Source organism: Alphaproteobacteria bacterium, assembly GCA_016699305.1.
In the GTDB taxonomy this organism is placed as follows: domain Bacteria; phylum Pseudomonadota; class Alphaproteobacteria.
Genome location: CP064970.1, coordinates 83949 through 96389, shown reverse-complemented (window position 1 = coordinate 96389; position 12441 = coordinate 83949). Strand labels below are relative to the sequence as shown.

Annotated in this window: 13 protein-coding genes; 8 read left to right on the top strand and 5 right to left on the bottom strand. The window is 55.7% G+C overall.

Going from position 1 to position 12441, the window contains the following annotated elements; all coding sequences use genetic code 11:
* Positions 1 to 86 precede the first annotated feature (86 nt).
* Together IPI58_00480 and uvrB are read left to right on the top strand one after the other, a co-directional pair.
* On the top strand, positions 87 to 1451 hold the full coding sequence (locus IPI58_00480) for an O-antigen ligase family protein (protein QQR69198.1): 1365 nt from the start codon (positions 87 to 89) through the stop codon (positions 1449 to 1451).
* A 68-nt stretch (positions 1452 to 1519) separates the two neighbouring features.
* Positions 1520 to 3595, top strand: a complete 2076-nt coding sequence (gene uvrB / locus IPI58_00475; protein QQR69197.1) for an excinuclease ABC subunit UvrB — start codon at positions 1520 to 1522, stop codon at positions 3593 to 3595.
* Here the strand turns inward: uvrB and IPI58_00470 are convergent.
* On the bottom strand, positions 3592 to 3867 hold the full coding sequence (locus IPI58_00470; protein ID QQR69196.1) for a hypothetical protein: 276 nt from the start codon (positions 3865 to 3867) through the stop codon (positions 3592 to 3594). The two genes, uvrB and IPI58_00470, sit on opposite strands and share 4 nt — an antisense overlap.
* 98 nt (positions 3868 to 3965) lie before the next feature.
* Positions 3966 to 4106 carry a hypothetical protein gene (locus IPI58_00465; GenBank protein ID QQR69195.1) on the bottom strand — a complete coding sequence of 47 codons (141 nt, stop codon included), beginning with the start codon at positions 4104 to 4106 and terminating at the stop codon, positions 3966 to 3968.
* A gap of 139 nt (positions 4107 to 4245) precedes the next feature.
* On the opposite strand from IPI58_00465, the gene IPI58_00460 reads away from it, so the two are divergent.
* Positions 4246 to 4701, top strand: coding sequence for a hypothetical protein (locus IPI58_00460; protein ID QQR69194.1), 456 nt, complete (start codon positions 4246 to 4248; stop codon positions 4699 to 4701).
* 238 nt (positions 4702 to 4939) lie between these two features.
* Here IPI58_00460 and topA read toward each other — a convergent pair whose 3' ends face one another.
* The gene (topA, locus tag IPI58_00455) at positions 4940 to 7651 is read right to left on the bottom strand and encodes a type I DNA topoisomerase (protein QQR69985.1); all 2712 of its coding nucleotides are present in this window, start codon (positions 7649 to 7651) and stop codon (positions 4940 to 4942) included.
* Between the two features lie 269 nt (positions 7652 to 7920).
* Here topA and IPI58_00450 point away from each other — a divergent pair, with 269 nt between their 5' ends.
* The 4 genes from IPI58_00450 to IPI58_00435 all read left to right on the top strand — a co-directional run bounded on the left by IPI58_00450 (position 7921) and on the right by IPI58_00435 (position 10551).
* A complete protein-coding gene (locus IPI58_00450) occupies positions 7921 to 8253 on the top strand; it encodes an integration host factor subunit alpha (GenBank protein QQR69193.1) in 333 nt (110 codons plus the stop codon).
* Positions 8253 to 8738 (top strand): MerR family transcriptional regulator, encoded by a 486-nt coding sequence (locus IPI58_00445; GenBank protein QQR69984.1) that lies wholly within the window; start codon positions 8253 to 8255, stop codon positions 8736 to 8738. Before IPI58_00450 ends, IPI58_00445 begins: the two co-directional genes overlap by 1 nt.
* A 134-nt stretch (positions 8739 to 8872) precedes the next feature.
* Positions 8873 to 9736, top strand: coding sequence for a hypothetical protein (locus tag IPI58_00440; protein QQR69192.1), 864 nt, complete (start codon positions 8873 to 8875; stop codon positions 9734 to 9736).
* A gap of 38 nt (positions 9737 to 9774) precedes the next feature.
* Positions 9775 to 10551, top strand: coding sequence for a hypothetical protein (locus IPI58_00435; protein ID QQR69191.1), 777 nt, complete (start codon positions 9775 to 9777; stop codon positions 10549 to 10551).
* Positions 10552 to 10608: 57 nt separating this feature from the next.
* Here the strand turns inward: IPI58_00435 and IPI58_00430 are convergent, their stop codons facing one another.
* Complete coding sequence (locus IPI58_00430) at positions 10609 to 11019, bottom strand: hypothetical protein (protein QQR69983.1); 411 nt, start codon at positions 11017 to 11019, stop codon at positions 10609 to 10611.
* Between IPI58_00430 and IPI58_00425 the strand changes: the two genes are divergently transcribed.
* Positions 10985 to 11812 (top strand): EF-hand domain-containing protein, encoded by an 828-nt coding sequence (locus IPI58_00425; GenBank protein QQR69190.1) that lies wholly within the window; start codon positions 10985 to 10987, stop codon positions 11810 to 11812. The genes IPI58_00430 and IPI58_00425 overlap by 35 nt on opposite strands.
* 108 nt (positions 11813 to 11920) lie before the next feature.
* Here the strand turns inward: IPI58_00425 and IPI58_00420 are convergent, their stop codons facing one another.
* The gene (locus tag IPI58_00420) at positions 11921 to 12418 is read right to left on the bottom strand and encodes a hypothetical protein (protein ID QQR69189.1); all 498 of its coding nucleotides are present in this window, start codon (positions 12416 to 12418) and stop codon (positions 11921 to 11923) included.
* Between the last annotated feature and the right edge of the window lie 23 nt (positions 12419 to 12441).

Below are 12441 nucleotides of genomic sequence, written 5' to 3'. Positions count from 1 at the left end.
TCCTTGGAACGAATCACCTTCGCGTTGGACCCGTTTTTGCCATGAATAATCTCGCTTCGTCTTCTTCCCGTCCGCCCAAGGATGGGATGGCAACCGCCTGGACCTTGCTGTTGCTGGCGGTGGCCCCGTTGCCTTTTGGGTCGGCGCGACCTTTGGCCGCCAGCATCCTAGCGTGTATGGCGGCAGTTTTGCTGCTTTTGGTTATTCCCCTGACACGAGAAACGCTTCGCAGCACAGGCCTGCGCCAATTGCGCGGCACATTGATACCGGCGACGGTCTTGTTCGCTCTGGTGCTGGGTTGGGGCTTGCTGCAAACCTGCCCCTGGCTGCCCACGACATGGAACCATCCGTTATGGGCAGAGGCAGGCATGGCCTTGGGCCGCGACCTTCCGGCCTCGATCAGTATCGATCCGGCGCTTGGCCTGATGTCGGTGATGCGTCTTTTGACCTATGCCGCCTATTTCACGGCGGTTTTGGTTTTGGCCCTTGATCGGGATCGGGCCAAGCAACTTGTCAAAGGGGTGGCGATAATCTCGGTCGGGCTGGCGGTCTATGGTCTGGCTGCCCAGCACATTCCCGAACAGCCGATGATCTTGTGGTTTGAAAAATGGGCGTATCAGAAATTCGTCACGGCGACTTTCGTCAACCACAACAGCTATGCCACTTTCGCGGGGCTGGGACTATTGGCCATGATCGCGGTGGCAATCAAGACTTTTGGACGCATACCGATGGGACATTCGTCGAGTTCCCATCTTGCTTTATCGCAATGGCTGAATACGCATAGCGGACCGGTGCTTTGGACGTGTCTGGGCGTTGTCAGCATCTTGGGCGCGTTCTTGCTGAGCGGTTCACGGGCGGGATTTGTCTGCACCGCGATCGGGCTTGCGGTGTTCGGGTTAGGGCTGGCGTTGAACAAGCGCCGCCAGGGATGGCCCATGACATTGACCTTGGTGGTTATCTTGGGCGGACTGATGTTGGGCTATATGGTTGCCGGACACGGCATCGAAGCGCGGCTAGGGCTATTGAACGACGATGCCAGCGAGCGGTTGGCGGCCTATCAGATTGGCTGGCGCGCCGCATCGGCCTCGCCCTGGTTGGGTTATGGGCTGGGCAGTTTTGACGGCATTTTTCGCCTGTTCCGCGATGACAATGTCCGCACTTGGTTTCATCACCAGCACAATGATTGGCTAGAGATGATCTTGGACCTTGGGATACCCGCCGCCGTGGCGCTATGGACGGCTGTGGCTTTGATCGTCCTTCGCGTGGCGCAAGGGGTGTGGCATCGGCGGCGCGACGGCATCTATTCCGCTTTGGCCTTGGCCGCGACGATTCTGGTGGGATTGCACAGTTTGGTAGATTTCAGCCTACAGATTCCTGCCGTCACCATCACATGGTTGACCTTACTGGCCGTAGGTTTGGCGCAAAGCCCTTCATCAAGACACAAAACTTAGAGAAGCGGTATCAGCTGAATGAAAAACTGCCTCGTGGCAGACGCCATATTAAGATAAGAATCGATACCATGTCTCACCCCGTGATCCTTGACCCCGCCACGCCGCCACAGCCTCTCTCGCGTCCCGAGGCGGGGAAGAGGTTCAATCTGGTGTCCGATTTCCAGCCTGCGGGCGATCAGCCTCAGGCGATTGCCGCGTTGGTCGAGGGACTGACGCAAGAGCGGCGCGATCAAGTTCTGCTGGGCGTTACCGGTTCGGGCAAGACATTCACCATGGCGCATGTGATCCAGGCCACTCAGCGCCCGGCTCTGATACTGGCGCATAACAAGACCCTGGCCGCGCAGTTATATGGCGAGATGAAGAGCTTCTTTCCCGACAATGCGGTGGAGTATTTCGTCTCCTATTACGATTACTACCAACCCGAGGCCTATATCCCCAAATCCGATACGCATATCGAAAAAGAGTCCCAAATCAACGAACAGATCGACCGCATGCGCCATTCGGCCACGCGCTCTTTGTTCGAACGCGACGATGTGATCATCGTCGCATCTGTATCTTGTATTTACGGCATCGGCTCGGCCGAAGATTACGCCGGCATGGTTTTGGATATCGCCAAGGGCCAGCAGATCGAGCCGCAGGCATTGGCCAAGCAATTGGTGACCTTGCAATATGTCCGCAACGACATCGCCTTTGCGCGCGGCACGTTCCGTCTGAAGGGCGATACGTTAGAGCTGTTCCCCGCGCATCTTGAAGACCGCGCGTGGCGCATCAGCTTCTTCGGAGATGAAATTGATTCTATTCAAGAAATTGACCCGTTAACGGGTGAGAAATTCGCCACGTTAGATCGGATACGCATCTACGCCAAAAGCCATTACATCACGCCCCAACCGACCTTGGTTCAGGCCATGGCTCAGATCAAAAATGACCTAAAGGAGCGTCTGGCCTGGTTCGAACAGCAGGGCATGTTGGTCGAGGCGCAGCGTCTGTCCGAGCGCACGCGCTTTGACATGGAAATGATCGCCGCCACAGGAAGCTGCCCAGGCATCGAGAATTATTCCCGCTATCTGACCGGCAGAAAGCGGGGCCAGGCACCGCCGACTCTGTTCGAATATCTGCCCAAAAGCGCGTTGCTGTTCGTGGATGAAAGCCATGTGATGTTGCCCCAGATTCAGGCCATGTCGCGCGGCGACTTTGCCCGCAAAAGCATCCTGGCGCGCTATGGGTTCCGCCTGCCCGCTTGCATGGATAACCGGCCTTTGACCTTTGAGGAATGGGACCAGTTGCGCCCGCACAGCGTCTTCGTCTCGGCCACGCCCGGACCGTGGGAACTGGCGCGCTGCGAAGGACATGTGATTGAGCAAGTGGTGCGTCCCACGGGTCTGATGGACCCGCCGGTCATCATCCGTCCAACAGAACACCAGGTGGATGACTTGATGGCCGAATGCCGGGCGGCAGCGACCAAGGGCATGCGCGTTCTGGTGACGACATTGACCAAGAAAATGGCCGAAGACCTAACCGAATATATGACCGAAGCGGGAATCCGCGTGCGTTATCTCCACTCCGATATCGAGACCTTGGAGCGGATCGAGATCATCCGCGACCTGCGCCTTGGCACCTATGATGTGCTGGTGGGGATCAATCTGCTGCGCGAGGGGCTGGACATTCCCGAATGCGCTTTGGTGGCGATACTTGACGCCGACAAAGAAGGATTCTTGCGTTCCCGCACGTCACTGATCCAAACCATCGGCCGCGCGGCGCGGAATCTGGACGGGCGCGTCGTGCTCTACGCCGACAAGATCACCGGCAGCATGCAGGCCGCGATGGAAGAGACCTCGCGCCGCCGCGCCAAACAAAACGCTTATAACGAGGCCAACGGAATTACCCCGGAAGGAGTGCGCAAAGCCATCGGCGATGTGATGGCCAGCGTCTATGAGCGCGGCGATCGCGTGACCGTCGCCACCGACAAACGCGCCAAACCCGAATGGGTGGGAGCCAATCTGCGCGCCCATATCGCGGAACTGGAAAAACGTATGCGCAAAGCCGCCGAAAACCTGGAATTCGAACAAGCCGCCGCGCTACGCGACGAGATTCACAGCCTAGAGGCAAGCGAGTTGGAGCTTGGCGTGCCGAAACACGCACGCTAAACCGGACATTGCCGGGGGGTATGCAAAAGCCCGTCATCTGCCTTGGACGAATTGGCGAGGCTGATTTGCGTATCCGGGCAGCGCAATAGAACTCTATCCACGCCTATTTGCAATTCATTGACATAACCGAGAATGGCCGTTGCTTGGGCCTTGGCTTTGACGGCGGAAATATCGCCATTGAACGAACCCGACCCCGCCGCAATGGCAGCGGCCAAGACGGCTATAATCGCCACCACCCACAGAATCGGCCCGATGGAGCCTGCCCTCGCCAAAGCAAGGGTTCATGGCCTATCCTTGCCGATGAAAGTCTGGTTTGGAATACCCCTGCCTTCACATCAGAAGCGACTAATTTAGCATCATACCGTCGAAGCTATTTTGACTTCTTCGCGGGGGCTTTCTTCTTGACTGGTTTCTTCGGAGCTGCGGCCTTTTTAGGAGCCGCCTTTTTAGGAGCGGCGGCCTTCTTCTTGCCCGCAGGCTGTTTGGCGGCCTTGGCTTCGATCAATTCCATGGCGCGCTCGAGCGTTATATTCTCTGCCCCTCTCCCTTGTGTCGGGCACTATGCCCTTTGTTTACACTATTATTTCTTGCTTTACTGCATTTTTTAAGAAAAACTCAAGTCATCTCGGAAATCTGGAGGGTTTGTGATCATGACAAAAAGCATATTATTCCTTAGTGCTGCGTTTGTGCTGCTCATAGGGTGTTCGGTTCAACGATCGCGAATGGCCGAACAAGCTCAAACCGACCTGGTAGGCATGTCAAAAAAGCAAATACTCTCATGCATGGGGGTGCCCACCCAAAAGGCTAGAGAAGATGATGTTGAGATTTGGGTATATAGTTCAGGTAACGGGAGAGTGGATGCCTTTGCTGCAGGTCAGAGTTATGGCCAGGCAACAGCCACGGTTGGAGGACCGCAGATTTCTGTGAACGGTTCCGCTTCGACATTTGCTTCGAGTGCTGCATCACGTCGCTTTTGTGTTGTAAATGTTGTGATGCAGAAGGAAATTGTGAGCGCAATTAACTACTCAGGACCAACCGGCGGTATGTTAACAAAAGGCGAACAGTGTGCATACGCTGTGGAAAATTGTTTAAAGAAAGTGGACTGAATGATCTTCACCATAGTGCCCGAATCCTGCGTCTAGCTGCATATCAAATCCTCGTTTTTCTTTGGATTCTTGAGGAGAATTTGCAGGGATTGAGCAAAAGTTCTTGGCGTGAAGAGTTTTCGCAAGGCGTCAAGGCCCGTAGCGAAGAGCGAACGCACGAGTTAGTGGGAACACTCCCCTCATTGAGACCAAAAACTGTCTCAGTGACTCTGGCGGCGCACAGGCTATTTCGCCCAAGCTATTTGCTCTTCTTCGTAGGCGCTTTCTTGGTGGTTTTTGCGGTCGCCTTTTTCGGGACAGCTTTCTTCGAAGCGGTCTTTTTAGGAGCGGCGGCCTTCTTCTTGCCCGCAGGCTGTTTGGCGGCCTTGGCTTCGATCAATTCCATGGCGCGCTCGAGCGATATGTCATCCGCCGATTCGCTCGATGGGATGGTGGCCATGATCTTGCCGTTCTTGACATAGGGGCCATAGCGGCCCGAATGCACACTGATCGTCGTGCCGTCTTGCGGGTTCGCGCCCAGTTCACGCCCCGTTGCCGCGCCACGACGCCCCGCGCCGCCCTTGGTCATGGCTTCATCGATCAAGGCTACCGCGCGGTTGGCCCCGACCGTCAGCACGTCTTCATCGGGCGGCAAGGTGCGATAGGTGCTCTTCATCTTCACATAAGAGCCGAACCGACCGATTCCCGCGCTGATGACATCGCCGCTGGTGGGGTGTTTACACACCTCGCGCGGCAGCGCCAACAAGGCCAAGCCTTGTTCCAAGGTCACGGCATCCGCCGCCAAACCTTTGGGCAATGACACCCGCTTGGGCTTGGCGTCGTCGACGGATGCGCTGGCCCCGTCCTCGCCTTTGGTCTTCTTTTTCTTGCCTTTGGTCTTGGGCGCGGCGGGCGGTTTTTCGCCCAGCTGCACATAGGGGCCATAAGGTCCTTGGTGTATCGCGACGGGCAATCCAGTGGCAGGGTCTTGCCCCAACAGACGCGGGCCTTCCAGCCGCGCGACCGCCGCCGCGTCGTCGCCATTGCCCACGGCCAGCGGGCGGGTAAAGCGGCATTCGGGGTAGTTCGAACAGCCGATAAATGGCCCGAAACGGCCAAGTTTTAACCCTAGGCGACCGGTCTTGCACGAAGGGCATATTCGGGGGTCAGCCGAATCCTGACCGTCATGGACCGGAAAGAAATGCGATCCTAAGGACTCATCCAGCGCGTCAATGACATCGCTGATCTTAAGGTCCTTGGTTCCGTCCACGGCAGAGGCAAAGGCGGTCCAGAAACGACGCAGCAATTCCTTCCAAGCCAATTCGCCCGCCGCGATATCGTCAAGGCGCGTTTCCAGATCGGCAGTGAATTCATAGGCCACATAGGGGCCAAAGAACTTGACCAAAAAGGCGGTGACCAAGCGGCCGCGATCCTCGGGGATAAATCGCTTGCGCTCGAGCTTCACATAATTGCGGTCCTGCAGGACCTGCAAGATGCTGGCATAAGTGGAAGGCCGCCCGATGCCCAGCTCTTCCATTTTCTTGACCAGACTGGCTTCGGTATAGCGCGGAGGCGGCTCGGTGAAATGCTGGTGCGGCGTGATGGCGCTGGCATCGGCCTTCTCGCCGGTGTTCATCGGAGGCAGGCGGCGTTCCTCATCTTTTTCATCGCCGGGCGCATCGTCGCGGCCTTCGTTGTAAAGACGCTGAAAGCCGTCGAAGGCTACCGTCGTTCCTGTGGCATGCAGCGCGGCGGCTTCGACCTTGGCGCCCTCTTGGCCAGGAATATGGACGCTGACCTGGTTCAGTAAGGCGCTGGCCATTTGCGAGGCCACGGCGCGCTTCCATACCAGATCGTACAATTTCAATTGCTCGGCATCCAAATAGCCCTGCAGGCTTTCCGGACGGCGAGTCATGTCGGTGGGGCGGATCGCCTCATGCGCTTCTTGGGCGTTGCGGGCGGTGGTGCGATACAGGCGCGGCGATTCGGGCACATAACGCGCGCCATATACCTTTTCGATCATCTGACGCGCCGACGCCACGGCCTCTTGGGCCATATTGGTGGAGTCGGTACGCATATAGGTGATCAAACCCACGGTATCGCCGCCGATCTCCACGCCTTCATACAATCGCTGCGCTAAGCGCATGGTCTGCGCGGCACCAAGACCCAGATGGCGCGAGGCCTCTTGCTGCAAGGTCGAGGTGATGAAAGGCGGCGGCGGATTGCGGTGGATCTGACGCTTTTCAACTTCGCCAATCGCAAAGGCCATGCCCTGCAAACGGATGACCGCCGCCTGGGCGTCCGCCTCGTTGTTGATGGCGAACTTGTCCAGCTTTTTGCCGTCCATATGCGACAATCGCGCGGTGAATTCGCCGCCCGGGCAGCGCAACAACGCCTCAATGCTCCAATATTCGCGCGCGACGAAGGCTTCGATTTCCTCTTCGCGTTCGCATACCAGACGCAAAGCCACCGACTGCACACGTCCGGCCGAGCGCGATCCGGGCAATTTGCGCCACAACACCGGCGAAAGAGTGAAGCCCACCAGATAATCCAAGGCGCGGCGCGCCAAATAGGCTTCGATCAAATTGTGATCCAGCTCGCGCGGCGCGGCGATGGCCTTTTGAACCGCCGTTTTTGTGATTTCATGAAACATCACCCGGTGAACGGGCTTTGATCCCAGCGCCTTGCGTTGGCGCAATACTTCCTGAACATGCCAAGCGATGGCCTCCCCTTCACGGTCAGGGTCAGTGGCCAGAAAGACGACATCCGCAGCTTTAACTGCCTTGACGATCTCGCTTAAGGGGCGCGCGGCCTTTTCGCCTTCTTCCCAATCCATGGCAAAATCGTCATCGGGTCGTACCGAACCGTCCTTGGACGGCAGATCGCGCACATGGCCGAAAGAGGCCAGCACCTTATATCCCCCGCCCAGATAGCGGTTGATGGATTTGGCCTTGGCCGGAGATTCGACAATGACGACTTTGCTTGCTTCGTCTGCCACGTCCTGGAAGTCCTCATCATGGTTAACGCGACAGATTCGCCGCCGTCTTCAAGGGGCCGGTATAATCGCCCCGCGCCGTTCTGGCAACCCGTAATCCTAAAACGGTTTCCGGTAGCATCATCGGAAAAGTTTAATATTTGCCCACAAGCCCCTCATAAGATAGCCTTGTCGAAGGAAGATGTGTAGAATGCCCGAGGCAGCTTGAGCCAACGTGACGCCGCAACGCGCCAGTGGAGGAACCCATGGAAGATACCGAATCGAAAACTCTGACCCGCGCCCAATTAAGCGAGGCGATTTATCGACATGTGGGTCTGTCGCGTCTTGAATCGGCCGAACTGGTCGAACAGATGCTTGAAATCGTTTCCCAGGCCCTGGAAAACGGTGAGAATGTCAAGCTTTCCTCCTTCGGCGCGTTCAATCTGCGTGACAAGCGTCAGCGTGTGGGCCGCAATCCGCGCACGGGCAAAGAAGTCCCGATTCTCCCTCGGCGCGTTCTCAGCTTCCGCGCCAGCCATGTGTTGAAGGCGCGTCTTAACCGCACATTGGCCCGCTCTGGGGCCGGACGTAAGGCGTGATCGGGCGTACAGCACTTTCTTTATCTGACACGCCGTCCTCCGAAAAGGAGGACGGCGCCTATCGTACGATCGGCGAAGTTGCCCAGATTTTAGGCTTGCCACCGCATGTCCTGCGCTTTTGGGAAAGCCGTTTTTCACAGATCAAACCGGTCAAACGCACAGGCGGCAGGCGGTATTATCGCCCGGAGGATGTCGCCTTTTTGCGACGTCTGCACGATCTGTTGCACCGTCAGGGTTATACTATCCGAGGCGTTCAGCAATTGCTGAACGGGGAAGCTTCGCCAAAGACGGTGTCACAGACAAAGAACCGCGCGCAGATATCCTTGGCCAAGACCGAGGCGCAAAACCCCATTTCGGCAAAACCAAACGAAGCCCCGATGCGCCGCACACTCGAAAAGACCTTGAACGAGCTGCGCGGCATGCGGACATGGCTTAAGGCTCAAGAGGAAACTGCCCCCTCATTGGCCCGCCGTAAAAGCAACTAATCCCAATCATGCCACGCATATGATAGAATGAAGCCGGTTCGACTGAGAAAAATGACACCCCATGGGGCTAGAGCGTCGATGCTGTTTCTCTCCGTTCCCGCATCGACGCTTACCCTAAAAGAATAGGAGATACAATGATGTATGGCGATCATTTAAAGAAAATATTTAAAGAGAATAGCAAAACTTGTATGGCTGGCGCTTTGTGGACACTGGTCGCAGCCCAAACGGGATGCGGGACTCTTCATCCAGGGCAGACGGAAGTTTACGGCGTTACAATTGGCGGTAGTTTCTTTCCTCTCGCGTCTCATAGCCTTACGATGGCTCAATGCGATACGGGGGCGGGCTGGGCGCCGTGCACGGATCATCCAGCAAAGATTGCCTACGCATTTCTTACGAAGAAGTATGGCTATGATGGCTCGAATTCTGCCGCACTAGACAAGCGGGTCACCAAGGAAATGAGCCAGCTACCCCCAGGTAAAAGGGAAGAAGCCGCAGCATATCGTCTAAAAAATTTAGAGGAAGCACAAACGGGTGGGAAGAACGATCGTGATAAAAAAGAGCGACGAGACTTGGCCAATTTACTGGCGTTGCATGCGATACAATTAAAGGGATCAATCCCGCTCACCAATGCATATGTTCATGCAAGCATCATGGATGAAATCCGCGAAGCAGCCATCATAGATGGGGCAAAAAGAGGGGTGATTATTTCTTCGAATGATGCCGTCAAACCGGTGGCCGTAGCCACCGATAGGGGGTGGAGTTTGCGCGTCATAACAAAAGAAACGGACACTTCACTGACATCTGGGCAACCCTCGGTACTGCCATATGACACATCCCTTGAGAGTATTGTTCCGGGATCCCCTGGGCCTTCTTATGGCGCGCCTTCTTATGGCTCTCCTTCTTATGATTATGCGCCAGGCTTGCGACCTCCGCCGTATCGCGTTCCCCCATATTCCGACCCTAGGTCGCAAGGAAGATGGTCGCAGCCTCGATATTAGTACCAACGGCTCAACAAAGCTGCCGGGAGGGTAAGCTGATGTACAATGTCCGTGATTTGTTTAAGCGTACGGCGCAAAGCGTATCCACCAAGCGCACATCGGCTGCCTACCGGTTGGCTGCGATTCTCATGCCCATCAGTCTGCTGGTGGGATGTGGAGGAATGCAAACCTACAAGACAGATGAATATTCCCTTTCCGGGGAACGAATGACGGATACACAAAAAAAAGCCATGAGCGACAGAGCGGGCGTGCCTTCTTGGTGGTCGGCGGGAGTTGCATGGGAGACTCGCGGTGAGGCTAAAGTAAGAGAAGACGATAGGCGTGCCGCGCGGCATCCAGAATGCACGGATTATAGCTCACCGGCAGAACAGTTGGCTTTGGGCCGCCTCTACTCGCCCGATATCCTGACGGAGGTTGGCACGGCTCCAGGAGGGGGATTGATTGCCTACATCAATGTCTGTTATCCCCCTGTGCAACGAATGGCGGGATACAATATCCCTGGCCTCACTCCAAGCTATGATATCAAGGTCATCGGCACCATTTCCGGCTCGAATGGTGGGCGTATATATCAATGCGACCTGCTTTTGCGCAACAGCGACAGGGCTGACAGATTAAGGGGATCATCGGGGTTGGCCGCATTTGGCGTCAACGCCACCGCTTTGTGTGGGGATGGAAAAGAGCGCCCCATGATCATCACACCTAACAATGGCGGTGGCATCTATGGGAGCGGTTGGGGTGTCGATTATCCACCGCGACCCAACGACTACCGCTATCCCCCAACCGCGCCCCGGTACAGCGAGCAACCCAAGCCTTGATAGCAGGCACCTGCTCCCTATAAGAAACCGCTTTGCCGTCTTGCCCGTAGTCTGAGATTACCAGGCCGACTCGTTCTTCATGCTAAAGACGCGGCCACCGCGTCCGATGATGACGTGGTCGAGCAGGTCGATGCTGACGGATTTCAGGGCCTTGTCGATCTCGCGGGTTTGTTCCAGGTCGGCACGGCTGGGCGTGGGGTTGACGGTGACGCGCTGTTGCACCTCTTCGGCTAGCAAGCGATTGCGCGGACCGTTCAACAAAATATCGTATGTCTCGATAAAAGTCGGCAAAAAATACCGGTCGCGACCTAAAAACAACGTTGATTTTATTGAATAAATTTTATCCGAAGGATGGGTGGAGGCTTCAGGCACGGCTTTGCGTTTCTTAGATACAGGTAGGACTAATCCTGCCCGTAACCAAAGGAGACCCCCTATGACGAGCCTAAGTGCAATTTCAGGCGGCGGGATGGCTCACCATGCGCAGATGCGTCAGGCCATGTTCAGTAAGATGGACAGCGATGGCAGTGGCGGCATCAGCAAGGATGAGTTCATCAGTGCGCGCCCAAAAAATGTAAGCGAGGCCGATTCAGCCGCGCTTTACGCGAAGATTGATACCGAGGGCGGCAATGCGCTGACTCAAGACCAGCTTGATGCTGGGATGAAAGCAAACAAGCCGGATGGTATGGGTTCAATGGGCAGCAATCTTTCCAGTGATATGCTCTCAAGCCTGATTGGTCTGCTTTCAAACCAAGGTACGAAAACGCAAGACACGCAGAGCCAGAACGGGTCGTCTTCCTCTGACGCGTTATTCGGAAAAATCGACACAGATCAAAACGGCAAGGTCACGAAAGAGGAGTTTGTCGATGCACGTCCCAAAGGCGTGAGCGAAGAGAAGGCAGGCGAACTTTTTGCTTCGATTGATACCGACAATGCCGGATCAGTCACGCAAAGCCAATTTGAGGCCTCCATGCCAAAAGGTGGCCCTAGCAGCCCGCCACCACCCATGGGCGGCATGGCTTCTTCAGATGACAGCGAGCTTGAAGACACGCTGGAATCCATTCTGAAGAAATATGGCTACACCAACAGTGCAAACGACAGCACCAGCACATCTGAAAGCGGCACGGCTTCAACGACGGCAACAGAGAGCAATCAAACCACTGCCCTTTTGCAGGAGTTCATGAAGGCAGCGCAATCCTACAACTCGTCGCTTAATCGCGAGGCGACTATGCAGGAACTGACAAAAGCATCCTTATTTGCATAAGGATGCTTTTGTAGACAGAAAACGACCCTGTCATCATGCAGGGTCGTTTTTTATGATGAGTTGTTTCATCTCCACGTTAATCGCCAGCGAGAGCAGGGAGCTCTGTTGTCAGACCTTGATCGAAACAAGAGAGCCCGATTCAGTCTCCTTGTCATTGTTCTTCTTATCTTTCTCCGGGTGCTGCAGTTTATAATTGTCCGATGCTTTTTCCAAATCAGGTTGGCTCGTCGTCTTTTCTACGCTGCCATCAATGTAGGTGATCGTGGTCGTGACAGAGCCATCTGGATTAGATTGCCGCGTCTCACTCTTAACCTCAGTCGACGCGCTGCTGCCACCGCTTCCCGATGGGCCACCCGCTTGCTGGGAGCCGCCCGCCGCATTGCCTTGTCCGCCTCCTCCTCCGCCTTGTGGTGGCTGAACACCTTTGCTTCTAAGAAAATCTTCAAGCTTGGCTTTATCGAGCTTACCTTCATCATCGGTCACGCTGGCGATGGCATCTTTTCCGAAGTCCTTTTCTATTTTGGCAAGGATTTCCTCATCGCTGGGTTGTTTAAACGATGCTGTGAAGGATGCGCTTGTGCCTATATTTCCGATGGCAGATGACATGTTCGTTCTCCTGTCTGGGGGTT